The organism is Polyangium sp. 15x6, assembly GCF_029960785.1.
In the GTDB taxonomy this organism is placed as follows: Bacteria; Myxococcota_A; Polyangia; order Polyangiales; family Polyangiaceae; genus Polyangium.
Window position 1 is genome coordinate 1 of sequence record NZ_JASBQE010000097.1, and the last position, 20431, is coordinate 20431.

The 20431-nt window shown below is 70.3% G+C and carries 14 protein-coding genes; 6 read left to right on the plus strand and 8 right to left on the minus strand.

Features of this window, described 5'->3' with window-relative positions; genetic code table 11:
* Positions 1 to 833: 833 nt before the first annotated feature.
* The 7 genes from QHF83_RS42365 to QHF83_RS42395 form a co-directional block, all read right to left on the minus strand.
* Positions 834 to 1496, minus strand: coding sequence for a hypothetical protein (locus QHF83_RS42365; protein WP_282423787.1), 663 nt, complete (start codon positions 1494 to 1496; stop codon positions 834 to 836).
* Positions 1493 to 2521 carry a peptidylprolyl isomerase gene (locus QHF83_RS42370; protein WP_282423788.1) on the minus strand — a complete coding sequence of 343 codons (1029 nt, stop codon included), beginning with the start codon at positions 2519 to 2521 and terminating at the stop codon, positions 1493 to 1495. The genes QHF83_RS42365 and QHF83_RS42370 overlap by 4 nt, the downstream gene beginning before the upstream one ends.
* The gene (locus tag QHF83_RS42375) at positions 2518 to 2697 is read right to left on the minus strand and encodes a hypothetical protein (protein ID WP_272421154.1); all 180 of its coding nucleotides are present in this window, start codon (positions 2695 to 2697) and stop codon (positions 2518 to 2520) included. Before QHF83_RS42375 ends, QHF83_RS42370 begins: the two co-directional genes overlap by 4 nt.
* A gap of 129 nt (positions 2698 to 2826) precedes the next feature.
* The gene (locus tag QHF83_RS42380) at positions 2827 to 3645 is read right to left on the minus strand and encodes a hypothetical protein (protein ID WP_282423789.1); all 819 of its coding nucleotides are present in this window, start codon (positions 3643 to 3645) and stop codon (positions 2827 to 2829) included.
* Positions 3646 to 3651: 6 nt separating this feature from the next.
* Positions 3652 to 4515, minus strand: a complete 864-nt coding sequence (gene ttcA, locus QHF83_RS42385; protein WP_282423790.1) for a tRNA 2-thiocytidine(32) synthetase TtcA — start codon at positions 4513 to 4515, stop codon at positions 3652 to 3654.
* A gap of 10 nt (positions 4516 to 4525) precedes the next feature.
* Positions 4526 to 6007, minus strand: coding sequence for a leucyl aminopeptidase (locus QHF83_RS42390; RefSeq protein ID WP_282423791.1), 1482 nt, complete (start codon positions 6005 to 6007; stop codon positions 4526 to 4528).
* A gap of 346 nt (positions 6008 to 6353) precedes the next feature.
* On the minus strand, positions 6354 to 7289 hold the full coding sequence (locus QHF83_RS42395) for a class I fructose-bisphosphate aldolase (protein ID WP_282423792.1): 936 nt from the start codon (positions 7287 to 7289) through the stop codon (positions 6354 to 6356).
* Between the two features lie 151 nt (positions 7290 to 7440).
* Between QHF83_RS42395 and fbp the strand changes: the two genes are divergently transcribed.
* Together fbp and QHF83_RS42405 are read left to right on the plus strand one after the other, a co-directional pair.
* Complete coding sequence (gene fbp / locus QHF83_RS42400) at positions 7441 to 8499, plus strand: class 1 fructose-bisphosphatase (RefSeq protein ID WP_282423793.1); 1059 nt, start codon at positions 7441 to 7443, stop codon at positions 8497 to 8499.
* Between the two features lie 13 nt (positions 8500 to 8512).
* Complete coding sequence (locus tag QHF83_RS42405; protein ID WP_282423794.1) at positions 8513 to 12037, plus strand: caspase family protein; 3525 nt, start codon at positions 8513 to 8515, stop codon at positions 12035 to 12037.
* A 1-nt stretch (position 12038) separates the two neighbouring features.
* On the opposite strand, the gene QHF83_RS42410 is transcribed toward QHF83_RS42405, so the two are convergent.
* Entirely contained in the window at positions 12039 to 16352 is a 4314-nt protein-coding gene (locus QHF83_RS42410) for a DEAD/DEAH box helicase (protein ID WP_282423795.1), read from the minus strand.
* Between the two features lie 154 nt (positions 16353 to 16506).
* Between QHF83_RS42410 and QHF83_RS42415 the strand changes: the two genes are divergently transcribed.
* From QHF83_RS42415 to QHF83_RS42430, 4 genes are read left to right on the plus strand one after another with little or no spacing between them, the layout of a single operon-like run.
* On the plus strand, positions 16507 to 17571 hold the full coding sequence (locus QHF83_RS42415) for a DUF4349 domain-containing protein (RefSeq protein ID WP_282423796.1): 1065 nt from the start codon (positions 16507 to 16509) through the stop codon (positions 17569 to 17571).
* Between the two features lie 18 nt (positions 17572 to 17589).
* Positions 17590 to 18057 (plus strand): hypothetical protein, encoded by a 468-nt coding sequence (locus QHF83_RS42420; RefSeq protein ID WP_282423797.1) that lies wholly within the window; start codon positions 17590 to 17592, stop codon positions 18055 to 18057.
* Between the two features lie 36 nt (positions 18058 to 18093).
* The gene (locus QHF83_RS42425) at positions 18094 to 18852 is read left to right on the plus strand and encodes a CDP-alcohol phosphatidyltransferase family protein (RefSeq protein ID WP_282423798.1); all 759 of its coding nucleotides are present in this window, start codon (positions 18094 to 18096) and stop codon (positions 18850 to 18852) included.
* A 53-nt stretch (positions 18853 to 18905) separates the two neighbouring features.
* Positions 18906 to 20429 (plus strand): ATP-binding protein, encoded by a 1524-nt coding sequence (locus QHF83_RS42430; protein ID WP_282423799.1) that lies wholly within the window; start codon positions 18906 to 18908, stop codon positions 20427 to 20429.
* Positions 20430 to 20431 lie beyond the last annotated feature (2 nt).

Here is a 20431-nt window from a genome sequence, read left to right on the forward strand (position 1 = left end):
GTGACGGCTCATGCCTCATTGGCATGACGTGTTGCCTCGACCGTGCTTGCGCAGGTCGAAGGCGAGGGCCACGTCACCACACGTTATTGCGTGTTGCGTACAATCCAGTTTTCAAGGACCGAGCCGAAGGCTTTCGGCAGATACTCCTGCCATTCCTTCGTTCTGTCGTCTCGCCGTTCGTCCAGGCCGCTTTCGCGACGCCGTTTGTCTCGGCGAGGTCGGTTGATTTAGTTGCCTTTCGGCGTCCCGTCAACCTTTTTTTTTCGAGTCAGTCGTTTTCTTTTTCGACCGACTCTCCCTTCGCTCGAGACCGCTCATCGCGGCGTCTTTGCGTCGGGGCGGCGGACTTTACTCATCGAGTTCCGCCTGTCAACCGCCTTGTTGCTTTTTTTCGTCCCGTCTCTTCCGCTTTTCCTCTCCCTCTTGCGAGGGCGAAGGAGCGAGGCAAACCTCGCCCTATCGAGCTGAAGAACCGGGACGATAGCCCTCGGCGGCCCCTCCGCGGCAGCTTGCGCCGTCGCATCGAGGGGGGCGGACTTTACTCATCGAGTTCCGCCTGTCAACTGCCTCGTCGCCTTTTTTTCGTCCCGTCTCTTCCGCTTTTCCCCGCCTTTCGCGGGGCGAAGGAGAGAGCCAAACTCACTCCTTCTTGCTGAAGAACCGGGGCGATGGCCCTCGGCAGCTCCCTTCGCGGCAGCAGCGCCGTCGCGTTGGGGAGGCGGACTCTACTCACCCCTCCCCTCCTGTCAACAACCAGCATGTTTTTTTTCCGTCCGTCTTGTCCTGCCGCCGGTTTCTCCGCGAAAACGCCGGCCAAGACGAACGGGCCACGTCTAGATGAGCTCCTCGACGTGCTCATCCGCAAACCAGCGGCCACGGCACTCGCGCACGAGGAGCATCTCCGCGCCGCTCGGCAAACGCACGCGAAAGCCCTTCTCCCGCCCGCGAAGTCCCACAATCGCCCCCATCACCTCGATGGGCTGCCAGCCGCCCGCCGCCCGGAGCTGCCGCGGACGCGAATGATCCGGCGGGGCCGTCTCCACGTCGACGCGGAACCACTTCGTGCTGCCCTGCGGCCGCGCCCAGCCCGCCTCCGCGTAGAGCTGCGCCTCGATCTCCTCGAGCGTGCGCTTGGAAGCCGCGAACGCCGCGAGCGGATGAAACACGACGACGAGGGCATACCCCTCCGGAAGCTGCCGCACGATGTACCCACGGCCGCGCGCACGGACCGTGATCTGCTTGGGCGACGCGAAGTTCGACGTCTCCCGGAGCTCACCGAGCACGATCTGCCAGTGCGCCGCGGCTACTTTGAGGTCGAACGGATCGAGGAGGCCGAAGTAGTCGACGGTCTCCCCTTCCGCGTCGACGAGCGCCGCGCCCTTCGCGCCAGGCAAGGCCTGCACGAGACGCTCGAGGATCGTCGTGAAGGTCGTCGCCTCCTGATCACGCGGCGGAGGCGCAGGACGAGGACGGCGGGATCGCGTGCGTTCGCTCATCGCTCGATCGGGACCAGGGCGAGGAGCGACTCCGCGCTCCGCTCGACGAGGACATCACGCCGCAGCCCTTCGAGGAGCTTCGACCGCGCCGCACTCGCGCGGCCCCACACGACCTCGTCACGCACGAGCCTCCGTCGCTCCTCCAAGGGAACGACCGACGCCTGCGTGCGCTCGAGCAAGACGAGCACGTGCACGCCATACGACGTGGGAACGAGGGGGCTCGTGTCGCCGCGCGCCCCGAGCTCGCTCGCCGCACGCGCAAACGATTCCACCAGCGTCCCACCTTCAGGCCGGATCAAGCGCCCGTCCGCCGTGACCGGCGCGAGCGCCTCCACGACGATCTCGAAGCCATCCTTGTCGACGCCGTCGACGGCGCTTCGAAACGAGGCGACGACCGGGTCGTTCACCTCCTCGAACGGGCGCTTCGGCTGCGGGCGCGCGATCGTGCGCGCCGACGCCGCGACCGGCAGGACCGCCTCGCGGATCGCACGCGCCACGGCCTCGGCGCGGTTCTTCGTCGCCGCATCCGCGTTCTCGGCGAACCGCACGACCGCATGCACGGTGCGAAACCCCTCCGGACGATCGAGCTCGATCCACCGCCGCGCCATCACGCGCTCGAGCTCCGCGTCCGTCACCGGCCCCTTTTGATCCGCCTCCGCGAGGAGCTGATGCAAGAGCCGACGCGCGAGCGACGCGCTCACACGGCCCTCGAGATCGGGATCGTTCGACGCACTGCGCGACCGAGCCTCGCTCGCGAAGAGCGCGTCGCGGATCGCGAGATCCCGCGCTGCCGCCACATCGACGCCCTGCGCCGCCGCGATGCGCGCCACCGTGCCTTCGTTCACCTCTTCCTGCCCGACCCGCGCGACGGTCCCCGCGGCGAGCGTGCCTCGCTCGGGCGGCGGTCCCGAAGATCCGCCGGAGCCGCCGCATCCGGCCGCGGCTACCACGAGCGAGACGAGCGACACGAGGCACGGCGCGGAAAGCCCGAGCCCGTCGCGCAGCACGCCCGCGCGCACGCTCATCCACCCCCCCGCGGGCGCAAGAGCTCCGTCGACGCTCGCAAGGAGAGGCCACCGATCACGAGGAGGTAGACCGCCTTGAAGTCGTCGCGCTGGCCGAGCGCATGAACGCCGAATCCAAAGGCGGTAGCGGCTGCGAAGAGCAGGAGCACCGCGAAGGCGTCGATCGCGCGAGACACGATGGGAGCATACCTCGGCGCGCCCGGCCTGTGGGGCAGGACCGGTCCGGAAACGTTCTCGAACATGGGCGAATGACGCCGAGAATGCCCCGCGGCCCCACCGAACGCCTGGATTCGTCCGCCAGGCGACTACCGGCGCATCAGGACGACGGCGACCCCCGCCACCACGAAGACGACGAGCATGAGGAGCGATTTCCCAGCCGCAGGCGTCACGCGGCGCGAGGACCTCGACGAACGTTTGCCACGATCGACGGCCACCATCGCCGCGACCGCGCTGATGGCGACCGCACAAGCAACCGCGACGGCCTGCGCCGCGAGCGCGCGATCACCATCACGCACGTGCCACGCGAGGACGAGGTAAACGAGGCCCGCGAGGATGCCGACGGTCGCGATGGGGATCGCCCCCCGCGGCAACGTCGAGCGCGCTTGCAGGAGCGGCGCGTCGGGATCCCGCGGGGCTTCGGGCTTCGACGGGCCCGTCTCCCAGCGCTCGCGCCACGAGAGCGCGAACGCGCCCCACGCGATCGCGCCGACCGACGCGCGTAGAGGATCGAGCCGCGCGGGCGCGAGCGCCGGCGATCCGAGCAGCCACGCGCCCGTCGTGAGCGCGAGGAACGCGGTGATGCCGACGTGACGCGCGAGGGTCGGGCGGCTGCTCCGGAAGAGCGGACCCGCGAGGCCGGCAAGGAGGCCGACGACCGCGACGAAGGCGGCAGGGCGCGCCGCGGAGCGCGAGAGCGCGGCGGGCGCGACGGTGGTCGCCCAGGCGACGAAGGTGGCGAGCAGGGTTTGTCCAGGGGAGTCCCCGGCGCGGATCTCGGCGACGAGACGCGCGACGGGCCCCTCGGCCTGGGGCGCGAGGGCGCGGGCCGGAGCGGCCTTCAGCGGCTCCGCGAGGGCCCCTTCGTGGTCGGTCTCGCTCGATCGCTGCTCCCGATCATCCGACATGCGTGCTCACACGATACTCCGATCGGAGAGCCTCGAAAGCGGAACGAAGCCGCCTGCGTCGTCGTCATCCCCGGCGAGCGCGGCCGAGGCCTCGCTGCCCGTTTCTTCCCGCGCGACTTCGAGGCCGAGCTTCTGCCACAGGCCCGCATCGAAGAGGTGGCTCGGCCGCACGTTGGCGAGCGCCGCGAGCATGTTCCGGCGCGCGCCGGGGCAACGCGCGTCGAGGTCGGCGAGCAAGCGGCTGATCGCCTTGCGCTGGAGGTTCTCCTGCGAGCCACAGAGGTCGCACGGCAGAATCGGGAACTTCTCCTCGGCCGCGAACGCCGCGAGGTCGTCCTCGGCGCAGAAGATGAGCGGGCGGATGACCACGTTCTTGCCGTCGTCCGCGACGAGCTTCGGCGGCATGGCCTTGAGCTGACCGGCGAAGACGAGGTTCAGCATCAAGGTGGTGATCGCGTCGTCGCGGTGGTGACCGAGCGCGATCTTCGTACAGCCCATCTCCTGCGCGATGCGATAGAGGATGCCGCGGCGCAGGCGCGAGCAGAGCGAGCAGTACGTCTTTCCCTCGGGGATCTTGTCCGTGACGATCGAGTACGTGTCCTCGTTGATCATCACGAACTCGTGCCCGCGCGAGGCCATGTAGTCGCGCAGGAGGTGCCCCGGATAGCCGGGGTGCCCCTGGTCGATGTTCACCGCGACGACGCTGAAACGCACGGGGGCTCGGCGCGCGAGATCCACGAGCAGGTCGTGCATCGCGTAGCTGTCCTTGCCGCCCGAGACCGCGCAGAGGACGCGGTCGCCGTCGGAGAGCATCTTGAAGTCGGCGATCGCGCGGGACATCGCCCGCGCGAGCTTGCGGCGTAGGTTCACAGCGAGGATTTCAGGAGAGCTCTTCGATGAGCCGGAGGAACGTGAGGACCCCATGGCCCGTGCCGCCCTTGGGGTAGATGCCGTAGGGCTTGTTCGCAAGCGAGGGGCCGGCGATGTCCACGTGGATCCACGGGCGATCGCCCACGAACTCACGCAGGAAGAGCGCGGCCGTGATCGAGCCGCCCCAGCGATCCGCGGTGTGCTTGATGTCCGCCCAGTCGCTCTTCAGGCCCTCGCGCAGCTCCTCCACGAGCGGGAGCTGCCACGTCGACTCGCCCGCCGCCTTCGCCGCCTTGCGGAACTGATCGGCGAGCTCTTCGCGGTTCGCGAAGAAGCCGGAGACCGTGGGGCCGAGCGCGACGACGCACGCGCCGGTGAGCGTGGCGTTGTCGAGGATGAGATCGGGCTCGAGCGCGCGGGCGTACGCGAGGCAGTCCGCGAGGACGAGGCGGCCCTCGGCGTCCGTGTTGATGATCTCGACGGTCTTTCCATCGAGCGAGCCGAAGACGTCGCCCGGCCGGTAGGCGTTGCCGTCGGGCATGTTCTCGGCGCAGCCGATGATGCCGTGCACCTCGACGTTCGGCTTCGTGGCGGCGACGGCGGCCATGAGAGCGACCACGTTGGCCGCGCCGCCCATGTCGCCCTTCATCTCCTCCATGCCCTGCGCGGGCTTGATGCAGAGGCCGCCGCTGTCGAACGTGAGGCCCTTGCCGACGAAGACGAGCTTCTTCTTCGCGGGTTTCGCGGGCTTGTACGTGAGGTGCACGAGGCGCGGATCCCGCGCGCTGCCCTGGCCGACGGCCAGGATGAGCTTCATGCCGCGCTTCGTGAGCTGAGCTTTGTCGAAGATCTTGCACTCGAGGCCGTTCGCCTTGGCGACCTCCTCGGCCGCCTTCGCGAGCTTCTCGGGGTAGAGCTCGTTCGGGGGCGTATTGATGAGGTCGCGCGCGATGCACACCGACTCGCCGACCTTCTGGCCGAGCGCCGCGCCGTCACGATCGGCCTTGCTCACGCGGCCCGCCGTCGCGAGCGTGACGCGCGCGAGGTTCGTCTTCGGGATGCGATCGCCCGTGAGGAAGCTCGTGAAACGGTAGGCGCCGAGCACCACGCCCTCGGCCGCGGCGCGCGCGGCGTGCAGGGCGCCCTCGGGCAGCGCGATCGTGAGCGACTCGGCCTTGCCGCCGAGCGCGAGCCGCGCGCCCTTCGCCGCGAGGAGCCGGACCTCGACGTCGGTGACGTTCGCCTTGCCCAGACCCATCAGGAGAACGCGGTGCGCGGCGAGCGCGCCGTTCGTCTGCAAATCGAGCGTCTGGTCCTTTTTCCCCGTGAAATCCTCGCGTTTGACGAGACGGGAGACGACCGGACCGAGCGCCCCCTCGAGCTGCGCGAGGATGCCCTCCTTCGTCGTGGCCCCCTCGGGCACGCCGATGACGGCGACGTCGGCGTCGATCCGAAGCGGGTCCTGGGAAACGACGGAAAGCTTGATGGACATGCGTTCTCCTGGACGATTGCGTGCGAGACCCCTCGGGGTCGGGGCGCGCATCTAATCACGAGACGCAGGCAACGTCGACCGATCGTCTCGTGGGTTTTACGGGGATGGACGGCGCGCACCACGCCATGTGACGCTTGGGGCTGCGCTCGGACAAGCCGAGCTACGCCCCAAACCCCTTCGACGCTTGGGGCTGCGCTCGGACAAGCCGAGCTACGCCCCAAACCCCTTCGACGCTTGGGGCTGCGCTCGGACAAGCCGAGCTACACCCCAAACCCCATGTGACGCGCGCCGCATCGGGGTGCGTCGCCGCGCTGCGGCAAGGCCGGCGCGTGGAACGCGTGTGCGCTCAGCGGCCTGCGGCGGACGCTTCTTTGTAGATGCGGATGACGTTCGTGAGGAGCTCGGCGCCCTCGGCGCGGGGCCGCTGGAACGCGTTGCGCCCCATGATCGAGCCGAACGAGCCGCCCGCGGCGAGCTCGCGCACCTCGGCGAGCACGGCGTCCACGCCCTTGGCCTCGCCGCCCGAGAAGATGACGACGCGCCGGCCGTTGAACGTCGACTGAATGACGTGGCGGATCCGTTCAGAGAGCGTCGCGATCGGGATGTTGTACTTCTCGTACATCTTCCGCGCCTCGTCCTGCTCGATGTGCGCCGTCGGAGGTTTGACCTTCACGATGTGCGCGCCGAGCTCGGCCGCGATGTGCGAGGCGTAGGCGATGACGTCGATGCCCGTCTCGCCGGCCTTCGACAGCGCGCCGCGCGCGTACGACCAGACGATGACGACGAGGCCCTTGCGCTTGGCCTCGAGCGTGATCTCCCGGAGATCCTCGTACATCTGGTTGCGAGCGCCGGAGCCCGGATAGATCGTGTAGCCGATGCCGACGCAGCCGAGGCGGAGGGCGTCCTCGACCGAGCCCGTGATGGCCGAGATCGGGTGCTCCGGTTTGCCGAGCGAGTCGCTATTGTTGAGCTTGAGGATGAGCGGGATCTGACCCGCGAACTTGGCGGCGCCGGCCTCGAGGAAGCCGAGCGGCGCCGCGTACGCGTTGCAGCCCGTGTCGATCGCGAGCTGGTAGTGGTAGTCCGGATCGTTCGCCTCGGGGTTCGGCGCGAACGACCGCACCGGGCCGTGCTCGAAGCCCTGATCCACGGGCAGGATGACGAGCTTGCCCGTACCCGCGAGCGCGCCGTGGTTCAGGAGGCGCACGAGGTTCGTCTGGGTACCGGGATTGTCCGAGGAGTACCAAGAGAGGATCTGCTTGACGCGATCGGTGAGAGCCATGGTCGTCTCCGGTGGGTTTCGCCCGGCGCGCGGGCACGGTTCGGCAGGCTAGGCCGCGAGCGGCCCTTCCGCAACGAACACCGATGCTCCGGAATCGGACGACGTCGGGTGGGGGGCCGTGGTAGACGGCAGGCCCCCGAGGGGAAACACGATGACCACGAGTTCGGACAAGCGGCTAGAAAGCTGGGCCCCGCCGCCCGAAGGGCCTTCGCGCGTCGGCATCACGCTGGAAACCTTCATCCTCGAAGGACAGCTCGGCTTCCCGGCGGCGACCGGGACGTTCACGTCGCTCCTCAACCAGATCGGCCTCGCCGCGAAGCTCGTCACCGCGAAGGTGCGTCGCGCCGGCCTCGCGCGGCTGCTCGGCTACACGGGCCAGACGAACGTTCAGGGCGAGCTCGTGCAGAAGCTCGACGAGGAGGCGAACGAGACGCTCCTCAGCGTGCTCGGGCGCCGGAGGCATTGCGCCGCGGTCGCCAGCGAGGAGCTCGACTCGATCCGGATCACCTCGACCGATCGACGCGCGAAGTACCTCGTCGTCTTCGACCCGCTCGACGGCTCGTCGAACATCGACGTGAACATCTCGATCGGCACGATCTTCGGCGTGCTGCGCAAAGAGACCGACGGCGAAGGCGCGACGGAGCAGGACTTCCTGCGACCCGGGCGCGAGCTCGTGGCGGCCGGGTACATCCTTTACGGCTCGTCGACGATGCTCGTGATCACGACGGGGCACGGCGGCGTGCACGGGTTCACGTACGATCCGACGGTCGGTGAGTTCTTCCTCTCGCACGAGAACATTCGCGTGCCGGAGCGGGCCTCGCTCTACTCGATCAACGAGGGCAACAGCACGTACTGGACCGACGAGGTGCGCCGCTGGAACGCGTGGCTCAAGGAGGAGGACAAGGCGACGGGAAGGCCGTACGGCGCGCGCTACGTCGGCTCGCTCGTGGCCGACGCGCACCGGACGCTCATGAAGGGCGGCGTCTTCGCCTACCCGGCCGATCGCAAGAGCAAGCAGGGCAAGCTCCGGCTGCTCTACGAGGCGAATCCGTTCGCGTTCGTGTTCGAGGCCGCCGGCGGCAAGGCGACGACGGGGACCTCGCGCATCCTCGACATCACGCCGACGGAGCTGCACCAGCGCGTTCCGCTCGTCCTCGGCTCGCCCCGCGACGTGGACATCTTCGAGTCATTCGCTCGCGGCGAGCGGTAGTACCCTCGGGCCCGTGGCCCGGCCCTCGGTTCGAAACGTCCTCCGCGCGCTCGCCGCGTCCCTCGTCATCGCTGCCGGCTGCAACACGACCGTGCAGCCCGTGCGCCAGGCTCGACCTCCGGCAGAGCCCGCGCAGGCGAAGGCGGCGCCTCGAATCCCGGGGGCGCCTCAGGACCCCGACACACCACTGCCCACGTGCCCGGAGGCCGCGCCTCCAGCCGACCGCGCGCCGAGCAAGCCGACGTTCCTCCTGCAGAACGGTCACGAGCGGCCGATCCAGCGGATCGCGCTGAGCACCGACGGCAGCAAGCTCGCGTCGGGCGCGCAGGACGGGACGGTGCGCGTGTGGGATCTCCGCGCGGGACTCCTCCTCACCAGGTTCGTGACGGCCGGATTCTTCGTGCAGGACCTGTCGATCAGCGCCGATGGCAAGCGCCTCGCGTACTACGCGCCGGACGGGACGCCCGAGGGGCTCATGGTGCAGGTGGTCGACCTCGACAAGCAGAAGAGCCCGCGCACCACGCTCCCACTTCACGGGGCCTTCCAGCTCTCACCGGACGGCACGTGGCTCGCCATGGCCACGGACAAACTCAAGCTCTTCGACACGAAGACGGGCCGTCCGACGAAGGAGATCGCCGTCGGCGTGAAGGCCTCGAGCGCGCTCGCGCTCACGCACGACGCAGAGGGCCGGCGCGTCGCGGCGGCCTACCCGGGAGAGATCGTCGTCGTCGACGTCCAGACCGACACGGTCACGCATCGATTCCCGCTCGGGAGCGGGCTCGCGGACACGCCGATGCGCGTCGCGCTCACGCCCGAGGTCGTCGTCTCGGTCAGCGCCGGCGGAACGATCACGTTGTTCCCGCTCGCGAAGGGCGGCGCGCCGCGCGTCCTTCCAGGTCGATACAAGGACGCATCCGCGGCGGGCGGGCGGCTCTGGACGCTGGATCTCATGACCGGGCACGCCTCGGCGTTCACCCTCCCCGACGCGCAGGCCGTCTCGCTCTCCACGCACGATCCGCTGCGGGGTGATCTCGTCGCCGCGAGCCGCGACGGCTCGACGCTCGTGACCGCCCGGAGCCACCTCGCCGAGGGCACGAGCATCGAGATGCGGGACGTGCGGACGATGCGCGCGGTGCGCACGATCGAGGGGCTTCCTCGATCCATCGAGTCGGTCGCCGCGCGGCTCGACGGGAGCGAGCTCGTCACGGGCGCGTTCAACGGCGACCTCACGCGCTGGGATCTACGGACCGGCACGCCGAAGCCTGGCGTCTCCCCGAGCGAGCGGGATCAGGGGCGGATCATCGCGCTGTCGTACGCGCCGAACGGCGAGCAGCTCGCCTCGACGACGGGCGGCTTCGAGGTGCGCGTGCGCGAGACGGCGCGCGGACAGACCCTCCGCCGCTGGAGCATGCAGTCCGGAGCGTTCGTGCGTTTCACGGAGTTCCTGCCGACGAGCGAGGAGCTCATCACCGTGCGTGTGCAGACGGATCGGAAGCTCGCGAGCAAGAAGGGCCCGGGCGGGACGCGTGTGGTCGAGGAGAAACACGACGTGGCCGTGGAGCGGTGGGATCTCCGCGGGCCGATGCCGCCTTTGCCGAAAGTCCCCTTCGGCGAGATCGCGCGCCCCCAAGGGCGCATCATCGCCAAGCTCGCGTCGGATCCGAGGTTCTTCGCGCTCTCGAAAGACGGCCTGCACCTCGTCGTGGGCGGCGGCGACGCGCTCACGTCCCTGCGCACGGACACGGGGAAGATCGACTGGGCCATCAAGCTCCAGACGATCCCGCTCGGCGTCGCGAAGCGGCCGGATGGCGGGATGGACGTCGATCATTCCCACGCCACCTTCTCGCCCGACGGAAAGACGCTCGTCGTGTCGACGCGGCGGCTGGAGACGAACAAGGGCGGCGTACAGCACTTCGTATCCGTGCTGATGGAGATCGACGCCGGCACGGGCCGCGTGCGGAACGTGCACAAGCCGGAGACGGACGGGGCGGTGCGATGGCACAAGGGCGTGATCGTCGTCGGGGGGCTCAAGCCCGCCATGCTCGACGCGCCGAGCTTCGCCGTGCGGGCGCGCCTCGCGCTCGCGGACAACGAGATCTCTGCGATCACCGTGGCTGCGAAGCGAGACCTCTTCCTCCTCAGCGGCAACGGGGGCGCGACATCCATCGTCACGGAGCGCGGCGAGGTCGTCATGACGCTGCTCTCCACGCCGAACGGAGAGTGGGTGGCGGCGACGCCGTCGGGCGCCTATCGATCGAGCATCGATGGGGCGCGGAGCGTCGCGTGGATGTTCTCGGATCCACTGGAGGGCTTCTCGTTCGAGCGCTTCGCCGCCCGGTTCGAGCGGCCGGATCTCGTGGAGCAGAGTCTCGGCGGCGCGGAGGCGCCAGCGCCGGCCTCGCTCGCGCGGCCTCCGAGGTTGCGCGTCGAGGCGCCAGCCCCGCGAGGGATGATCGAGACGACGGACGGCCGACTCACGCTCGACGTGGTCGCGACGAGCCACTCGCGTGTCGATCGCGTTCGTGTCTTCGTCGACGGCAAGCCCGCGGCCGATCGGCTCGTGTGCGCTGCGGAGGGGCGCGTCTCGCTCGACGTGCCGCTCCACGCGGGCAGAAACCGCCTGAGCCTCGTCGCGTACGACGCTGCCGGTTACGCGAGCAACCCCGAGCAGCTCGACGTCGTGTCGACGTCCCCCCTCGCCGAGAAGCCGAGCCTGCACGTGCTCTCGATCGGCGTGAGCCGCTACCCCAACATGCCGCCCGAGCAGCAGCTCGACTTCGCCGATGACGACGCGCGCTCGGTCGCGGCGTCGCTCGCGCGCCTGGCAGGCCCGAACCGCCCGTTCGGCCGCATCGTGGCGACGACGCTGCTCGACGACGAGGTGACCGTGGGGCGCGTGGACGAGGCGCTCGCGGGGCTCGCAGGGATGCGCTCGGACGATCTCGCCGTCGTGTTTTTCGCGGGCCACGGGGCGCGGCTCGACGAGTCGAAGATGCTCTTCCTGACGAGCCAGGCGGAGTTCACCCGCGAGGCCGCGACCAAGCACGGGATCGGATGGGACCGCATCGAGAAGGCGCTGCGCGGAGCACGCGGGCGCGTGCTCATGATGCTGGACGCCTGCCACGCGGGGCACGTGTCGACGGAGGTCGTCGCGCCGAACGAGTCGCTCGCGCGGGAGCTCGCGGCGGGGGATCGCGCGGGGGTCCTGGTGTTCTCGGCGGCCCGTGGATCGCAGTTCAGCTACGAGGTGCCGCCGGACGGGGCGAGCGGGGCGAGCCGCGGGCTCGAGCTCGCCTGGGAGGGAAAGCCGCCGAAGCAGAAGGATCTCCAGGGCGGCCACGGGCTCTTCACGAGCGCGCTGCTCGAAGCGCTCGACGGCGAGGCGCCCGATCGGGATCGCAGCGGCGCGATCGAGGTGAACGAGCTCGTCGACTACGTGACCGAGCGGGTGCGCGCGGCCTCGAACGGCAAGCAGACGCCGTGGGTCGCGCGGCGCGAGATGTTCGGGGAGTTCATGGTGGCGCCGGCGGCGCGGTAGGTCATACCGCGCGGGCCGACGTCCGTTCGCCCGGACGTACCTTTGCAGGCCCAACCTTCTCGGCCTCGATCGGCTCTTCGATCGGCATGCCGTCCCGGTACGTGACGAAGTGCGAGAGCGTCGAGGGCACGCGTTCGCCTGGGAGGATCGTCCCGACGAGGTTCAGCGGATCACACGCGGAGAGCCGCACGACCTCTCCGCGCAGCGGCGCCTTGCGGATGGCCCGCAGCGATTCGAGGGCCTCCGGCAGCGCGAACTGCTCTCCCACGAAGGACACGACGAGCCGGCCCCCGCGGACCTCACCCCGCATCTCCAGGCGGCGATAGACACGCACGAGGTCTCGCCATGCCGGCGCGCGCGACTCGCGGGTGACGAGCTCGCGGAAGACGATGCCCCAGCGTCGCAAGAGTTGCCGTGCGTGGACCTCGATCGTCGCCGCGGGATCAACACTCGCGGAAGGCGCGTCTCCAAGGACGGGCGCGCGGAAGAGCGCCCACCGGCCCGCCGCGAGGACGGGCGCGCCGCGGGAATGCTTGGTGCTCGGACGAACGCGGGCGCGCGTCGAAGGCCCGAGCAAGCCGCGCAGCCCCGCGAACCCGTCCCCCGTGATCCGACCGGCGGAGACGAGCTCCCAGAGCGCCTCCTCGACCTCGGGCCGCGCGAGGCCCGTGGCCCGGACGATGTCCTCGAAGAACGACGCGCCCGCAGCGCCGAGCGTGGTGAGCACGCGGCGCGCGGGAAGCGAAAGGCCCTCGTCGCCGTGCGGCGCCTGCGCGGGGGCCTCGGATGGCTCCGCGAGCAACCACGCGAGATCCCGCCGCAAGGCCAGCGTGATCGGCGCCGCGCGCGTGGGCGCGCCGCCGGCCGAGGCGCGCGGCGAGAGCCGCCCCCACGCGACTTCTCCGGACAGGCAAAGCAGATCGAGCCACGAGGGATCGTAGGCCTCGACGCGCGCCGGGAGGATCTCGCTCTCCCACGCGCCCGCGGCGATCTCGAAGCCCTGGAGCTGCTCGACCACACGCGCGAGCCCCGCGGCGCCGTGCGCGCGTTGCCCCGGGAGCACGCCCTGCCACGCGAGCAGGAAGCGCATGAGCTCGACGGGTGAAGCCGGCTCGATCGCGCGGCGCAGGCCATCGACGGTGCGGCGATGGATGCGCGCGAGCAGGCGCCGATCACACCACTCGATCGCGCCGGGCTCGAGGTCCGGCGAGAATCTCCCGCGCAACACCACGCCGTCCGCCTCCACGCGCGCGAGGGCGATCTCGATGTCGGAGACCTCGATCGAAAGGCGCTCGGCGAGCATGGCCGCCTGGATCGGGCCGACGAGGGCGAGCCACCCGCGCACGAGCCCTGCGATCGCGACCTCGCGTTCCCCCTCCACAGGCTCCCCCGCGGAGACCTTCGCAGGCTGCGCGAGCGCCGGCGTGAACGTGCCCGCGGCCCAGATCGCGGCCGCCCGATCCCGCCGCTCGGCCGCGACCCACAGCGCCCCCGTGATCCCCGGCCCCGCGAGCTTCGCCACGCGCCGCGCGCGCACGAGCAAGTCGAGCAGACGATCGTATCCGAGCGCGCTCGCGTCCTCCTCGGGCAACGCCGTGAGATCGAGCAAGAGATCGTGCAGCTTGTCCTCGTCGCGCACCACGGGCCGCGCCTCCGCGACGACCGCCTCGATCGCCTCGGGATCGAGCCCGCCGATCCGGTCCGCGATCTCCGCCGGCAAGCCGCGGCGCACCGCGACCGCTCGCGCCCGGCGCTCTTCGAGCGGCGCGTCGTCGAGGAAGGCGTACGGATTCGCGTTCAGGATCTCGTGCGACAGCACGCTCGGCTCGGCCGTCTCGCGCGAGACGATCTGGATCTCGCCGCGCTTGATCCGATCGAGCACCTCGGTGAGGCCCTCGGCGTCCATCACCTCCGTCAGGCAGTCGCGCATCGTCTCGCGCACGAGCGGGTGGTCCGGGATCTCGAGGATCGCCTCGCGCCCGTGGTTGTCCTGGCAGCCGAGCTGCGCCGGGAAGACGGCGGCGATGAGGTCGTCGCTGCGCATGCGCACGAGCGGCGCCGGCACCTTTCGTCCCCCGGAGAAACGCAGGATCTGGAGCGCGCGCGTTGCGTTCCATCGGAAGCGCGTGCCGAACATCGGCGCCTGCAGCGCGGCCTGTTCGAGCACGCCCACGACGCCTTCGGGCCGCAGCATCTCGAAGATCACTTCCAGCGGGAAGCTGTGCTGCGCGCCGAGCGAGAGCAGCACGCCGTCGTCGGTCGCCGCCGCCTGGAGCTCGAAGTCGAAGCTCCGACAGAAGCGCTTGCGCAGCGCGAGGCCCCAGGCGCGGTTGATCCGGGCGCCGAAGGGCGCATGCAGGATGAGCTGCATGCCGCCCGCCTCGTCGAAGAACCGCTCGGCCACGACGACGCGCTGCGACGGCATCTCCCCGAGCGCGGATCGCGCGGCGGCCACATACTCGCAGAGCAGCACCGCGCCCGCGCGATCGAGCGCGCACGTCTCCTCCAGCCATGCCGCCGTCTGCCAGAGCCGCGCGGGCTCGCCCGGCTCGCGCACGTCGAAGAGCCTCCCCGCGACCTCCTCGCGCAAGAGCCCCACCTCCGCGGAGAGCTCACGCGTGCGCGCCGGCCCCTCGCCGAACCAGAACGGCACGGTCGGCGGCGCGCCCGGCGCGTCCTCGACCCATACCTTGCCCGCCTCGATGCGGCGGATCCGCCACGACGTGGATCCGAGGAGGAAGACGTCGCCGGCCGAGGAGTCGATCGCGAAGTCCTCGTCGACCGAGCCGACCTTCATCCCGTCCGCGAGCACGACGTCGTAGTTGCCGTTGTCCGGGATTGCTCCGCCCGACGTGAGCGCGGCGATCGACGCGCCGCGCCGCGCCTTGAGCCTTTGCCCCACGCCGTCCCGGAAGAGGAGCGCGCCCGCGCGGCCGCGCCGCGCCGAGACGCCCTCGGCGAGCATCTGCACGACGTCGTCGAACGCCGCGCGCGTGAGGTTCTCGTACGGAGCCGCCCGCCGCACGAGATCGAAGAGCTCGTCCTCGCCCCGCTCCCCCGACGCGCACGCGGCCACGATCTGCTGCGCGAGCACGTCGAGCGGCGCGTCGCGCATCGCGATGCGATCGATCTCCCCGCGCCGCGCCGACCTCACGATCGCCGCGCACTCGATGAGCTGATCACGCGTCAGCGGGAACATCCTCCCCTTCGGCGTCGCGGCGAGCGCGTGGCCCGAGCGGCCGATCCGCTGCAGCGCCGTGGCGATCGATCGCGGCGAGCCCACGAGGCAAACGAGCTCCACGGCACCCACGTCGATCCCGAGCTCGAGCGACGCCGTCGCCACCACGACCTTGAGCTCGCCCGCCTTGAGCCTGCGCTCCGCCGCGAGCCTCCGCGACCGCGAAAGGCTGCCGTGGTGCGCGGCCACGGCTTCCTCGCCGAGCCGCTCGCCGAGGTGCAGCGCCACGCGCTCCACGAGCCTTCGCGTGTTCACGAAGACGAGCGTCGACCTGTGCGCACGGCACATCTCCGCCACGCGATCGTAGAGCTCTTCCCACTGCTCGATCGTGCAGACCGCCCCGAGCTCGTCGCGCGGCACCTCGATCGCGAGGTCGAGATCCCGGCGCACGCCCGCGTCGACGATCTCCGGCAGCGGCCTCCCCGCGCCGACGAGCATGCGCGCCGCGACCTCGATCGGCCGCATCGTCGCCGAGAGCCCGACGCGCTGCGGGCGTGGCTCCCCGCCGCTCGTCACGAGCTCTTCGAGCCGCTCGACCGAGAGCGCGAGGTGCGCGCCTCGCTTGTCGGACGCGACCGCGTGGATCTCGTCCACGATCACGGTCCGCACACCTCCGAGCGCACGACGACCCGAGGCGGATCCGAGCAGGATGAAGAGCGACTCCGGCGTCGTCACCAGCACGTGCGGAGGCTTCTTGAAGAGCTTTCGCCGGTCCTGCTCCGGCGTGTCGCCCGTGCGCACGGCGGTGCGGACGGAGGGGCGCGCGAGGCCGAGCTCACCCGCGAGCGCGATGAGCTCCGCGATCGGCTCGTCGAGGTTCTTCTGCACGTCGTTCGACAGCGCCTTCAGCGGCGAGACGTAGACGACCTCGATGCGGTCCGGCAGCCGCCCCTCGTCGCTCGCGCGCACGAGGCGATCGAGGCACGCGAGGAACGCGGCGAGCGTCTTCCCCGAGCCGGTGGGGGCGGCGATGAGGCAGTCCTCACCTCGCTGGATCGTGGGCCAAGCGCGCGACTGCACGGGCGTCGCTGCCCCGAAGCGGCGGGTGAACCAGGCGTCGACGAGGGGGTGGAACACGGCCTTACCGAGAGGCTACCGCGCCGCGCCCACCTTCGCACCGGCGCGGCGACCGACCGGAGTCGGCCGTTCGCAACGGCCACACGAGCAAGTGCGAGGAGGTGTAAGCTCGAACCGGCGCCTTCGTTTCTCGTCGGCTTCCGGGAGAACTCGCATGCCCTTCGTGTTCCGGACCCTCCGAGCGCGGCTCGCCGCGCTCACGTTGATCACCACCTCGCTCTTCGCGGTCGGATGCGGCTCCGCGCCCCCCGAGGCCGCCGCCTACCCCAGCGCGCCCGCGTATTATGGCGGCGGCGCCGCGCAGGCCGAAGCCGCGCCCGCGTCCGCCGGCGCCCCCATGCCGATGGACGCGCCCTCGCCCGCGCCGATGGCCGACAGCGACAGCGAGCGTTACGAGAGCACGGGCAGCTCTGACGACTCCGGCTTCTTCGGGGGCGGGTCCGACGAATCCGCGAAGGCGACGGCGCTCGGACCTCCGCCCGCGCCGGCCCCCGTGGCGCCCGGCGCGCGCGCGCCGATGGCCGCGCCCGCGGCCGCGCCGAAGCAACCCACGCCGCCCCCCACGGGCGCGAAACCCACGCCGACCGGCAAGAAGACCGAAGGCGCCTCCGAGCCGCAGCAGGCGCAGGAGAAGCCGGCCGCGCCGCTGCTCATCTACACGGGCCGCGTGGGCATGGAGGTCGCGGAGTCCACGGTCGTCCCCGGGACGATCGACAAGATCATCGACATGGCCGAGTCGTTCGGCGGCTACCTCGCGTCGCGCTCGGACGCGGGTGTCGTGATCCGCGTGCCCTCGCGGCATTTCCGCGACGCGCTCACGGCGCTCGAGAAGCTCGGCGAGGTCAAGCGCCGCAGCGTGAGCGCGGAGGACGTGTCCGAGGAGTTCCACGATCTCGAGGTGCGGCTGCAGAACCTGAAGAGCGTGCAGAAGCGCCTGCAGGAGTTCTTGGCGAAGGCGGCGAACGTGAACGACGCGCTGCAGGTCGAGCGCGAGCTCGAGCGCGTCGGCCGCGAGATCGATCAGATCGAAGGCCGCATGCGCTTCCTCCGCGCCCGCGCGACCTTCTCGACCATCACCGTCGACGTCACGGCGAAGCCCAAGCAGCAGCAGGTCGTGGCGCAAGGCACGCCGCCGCCGCCCCCGCCGCCGCGCACGATCGACCTGCCCATCGACTGGCTCTCGAGGGTCGGCCTCGAGACGCTGATGACCCTTCGCTGAGGCAAGGAGGCAAGGACCATGAAACGCAACGTCTCGATGCTCCTCTTGTGCCTCGCCGCCTCCCTCCTCGGGATCGGCTGTGGCCCCGGCTTCAAGCTGAGCACGCCCGACGGCTTCGTCGAGCTCGAGGATCAGGAGGAGTACGCCTTCCGCGCGACCACGGCCCAGGGCGTCGTGATGAGCGTGCGCGTCGAGCCGAACCGGCCGAAGGGCAACCTCTCCTTCTGGACCGACGCGATCGACCTGAAGCTCCGCAACCTCGGCTACACGGCGGAAGCGTCGCGCGAGGTCAAGACGAAGAGCGGCGCCGTGGGCAAGCAGCTCCGCTACACGCGCACGATCTACGACAGGCCCCACATCTTCTGGCTCACGGTCTTCGTCACCGACGCCGACGTGTTCGTCCTCGAGACGGGCGGCGACGCGCGCGAGTTCGACAAGGCGAAGGACGAGGTGGGCAAGGCGATCGAGGGATTCGTCCCGGGCTGAGCGCGAGGCCTGCGCTGCGCTAGTATCGGCCCGGCCATGCCGGGCAGCCCCATCGAGGTCTACCGCCTCACCCGCAAGAAGCACGATCAGCTCTGGAACACCTACGTGATGCGCCCGCTCGCGGCCGCGTTCGTCGCCGCGATCCATCGCACGCCCCTCACGCCGAACCAAATCACGATCCTGAGCCTCTCCATCGCGGTGACCGGCTCCGCGCTCTTCGTCGCGCTCCCGTCCTATCGCGGAAGCCTCGTTGCCGTGCTCGTCCTCGAGCTCGCCTACCTCCTCGACTGCGCCGACGGCATGCTCGCGCGCTACAAGAAGCTCGCCTCTCCCACGGGCCACCTCTTCGACTTCTTCGTCGACGAGCTCAAGGCCGTGCTGCTCGTCGCCGTGATCGGCATCCACCTGCACAGGAAAGGCGGGCTCGGGATCGATGGATCCCTGTGGCCCGCGGGAGGCCCGGGGTTCCTGTACGCGGCAGTGGCCGGCGCGGTGATCGTGGCCTCGGGCATCTCGCTCACGAACTTCGTCCGCAGGCCCGAGCTCACGGGCAAGGACACGCCGACCGAGGCGCATTACGAGACCGTGGGCGAGAAGAAGCCGCAGTCGATCGTGGGTCGCGTCGCGTCCCTCGTGATGACGTTCCTGCGCTTCCTCAACCACTACCCGAGCCACATCTGGATCTTCGCGCTCGCGGATCGGCTCGATCTGTTCTTCTGGATGTACCTCGCGCTGAACGCCCTCTACCTCGCCCGCGGCTGGCTCGGGCTCTTGGTCCGGTTCGGACGCACGTAGCCAAAGGGCTTCTTTTCGCCTCGGCTCTCGCGCATTATGTGCTTTCGGGGGAAATGACGTTCACCGAGAGTTCGAGCCGGGCCACCACGCCGTGCCTGCGCTCGGTCGACGTGCTCGCGAGCACGCTCGACCGGCATGGCTCGATCGCGTGGTTCATCGACGGCAGGACGCACGAGATCGTCTGGACGAGCGCTCGAGCGTCGACGCTCTTCGGCCTCCGGCCCGGCTTCTTCTCGTTCCTCGCGCCCCCGGGGGACGAGGTCCTGCGCGCCTCGCTCGACGCGCTGATGCAGGGCGCGGAGCCTTGGACGGGTGACGCTTGGGCCCTGACCACGAAGGGGCAGCGCGCGTTCGTGCGCATCGCGGCGAGCCTGATCGCCGAGGATCGGTGCGCGGCGCCCTACCTGCTCGTGACGATGACCGACATTTCGGATCTCGCCGAGGCGCGCGAGGCGCTCTACGTCCTCAGCGACGTCGACAGCATCGTGTGGGAGCTCGATCTCGCCACGATGCGCTTCACGTTCGTGAGCCGCCAGGCCGAGCGCATCCTTGGCTACCCGATCGAGGCGTGGCTCACGGACCGAGAGTTCTGGCACCGGCACATGCACCCGGAGGATCGGACGTGGGCGCCGGCGTACTGCGAGAACGAGACGAAGCGCCTCAGCGCGCACGAGTTCGTCTACCGGATGATCGCTGCGGATGGCCGGACGGTATGGCTGCGCGACATCGTGACGGTCGTGGTCGAGGGGAACGTTCCGCGGCGCCTGCGGGGCGTGATGGTCGACGTCACCGAGAGCAAGGAGGCAGAGGTCGAACGAGATCGGCTCCTCGCCGAGGAGCAGGCCACGCGCGCCGCGCTGGAGCAGGCGCGTGGGCGTGCGGAGGAGGCGCTCCGCCGGAGGGACGAGTTCCTCTCCGCCGCCTCGCACGAGCTGCGCACGCCGCTGACGCCGCTCGCGCTGCAGATCCAGAGCCTCCTGCGCGACGTCGAGCGCGGCGAGCTCCGCCTCGGCGCGGCGCAACGCAAGAAGCTCGACATCGCGGACCGGCAGATCGAACGCCTCTCGTCGCTCGTCACGACGATGCTAGGCGTCTCGCGCGCGCTCGGCGAGAACCTCGGACTCGCGCGGGAGCCGTGTGATCTGCGGGAGATGACGCGCGAGGTGCTCGACGAGCTCGACGGCGAGCGGACGCGGAGCGGCGCGAGCATCACGCTGCTCTCGGACGCGCCCGCGATCGGGGTCTGGGACCGCAACGCGCTCCAGCTCGTCATCGGCCACCTCGTCCGCAACGCGATCAAGTTCGGGATGGGAAAGCCGATCACGTTGAGCCTCACGACGATGGACAGCGTGGCGATGCTCCAGGTCTCTGACGGCGGCATGGGCATCGCGCCCGAGGATCACGCGCGCATCTTCGAACCCTACGAGCGCACCGACGCGGCCAAGGTCTACGGAGGCCTCGGCCTCGGCCTCCACACGGCGCGCCGCATCGTGGAGGCGCACGGCGGTCGTATCGAGCTCCGCAGCGCCAAAGGTCAGGGGGCCGAGTTCACCGTGACGCTGCCGATGGCGCGCTGACG

What these genes read in the sequence shown, in the direction of transcription:
- QHF83_RS42365 (WP_282423787.1), bottom strand. Translation starts at nt 1,496, where the DNA reads ATGAGCGAACGCACGCGATCCCGCCGTCCTCGTCCTGCGCCTCCGCCG.
- QHF83_RS42370 (WP_282423788.1), bottom strand. Translation starts at nt 2,521, where the DNA reads ATGAGCGTGCGCGCGGGCGTGCTGCGCGACGGGCTCGGGCTTTCCGCG.
- QHF83_RS42380 (WP_282423789.1), bottom strand. Translation starts at nt 3,645, where the DNA reads ATGTCGGATGATCGGGAGCAGCGATCGAGCGAGACCGACCACGAAGGG.
- QHF83_RS42390 (WP_282423791.1), bottom strand. Translation starts at nt 6,007, where the DNA reads ATGTCCATCAAGCTTTCCGTCGTTTCCCAGGACCCGCTTCGGATCGAC.
- QHF83_RS42395 (WP_282423792.1), bottom strand. Translation starts at nt 7,289, where the DNA reads ATGGCTCTCACCGATCGCGTCAAGCAGATCCTCTCTTGGTACTCCTCG.
- fbp (WP_282423793.1), top strand. Translation starts at nt 7,441, where the DNA reads ATGACCACGAGTTCGGACAAGCGGCTAGAAAGCTGGGCCCCGCCGCCC.
- QHF83_RS42415 (WP_282423796.1), top strand. Translation starts at nt 16,507, where the DNA reads ATGCCCTTCGTGTTCCGGACCCTCCGAGCGCGGCTCGCCGCGCTCACG.
- QHF83_RS42420 (WP_282423797.1), top strand. Translation starts at nt 17,590, where the DNA reads ATGAAACGCAACGTCTCGATGCTCCTCTTGTGCCTCGCCGCCTCCCTC.
- QHF83_RS42425 (WP_282423798.1), top strand. Translation starts at nt 18,094, where the DNA reads ATGCCGGGCAGCCCCATCGAGGTCTACCGCCTCACCCGCAAGAAGCAC.
- QHF83_RS42430 (WP_282423799.1), top strand. Translation starts at nt 18,906, where the DNA reads ATGACGTTCACCGAGAGTTCGAGCCGGGCCACCACGCCGTGCCTGCGC.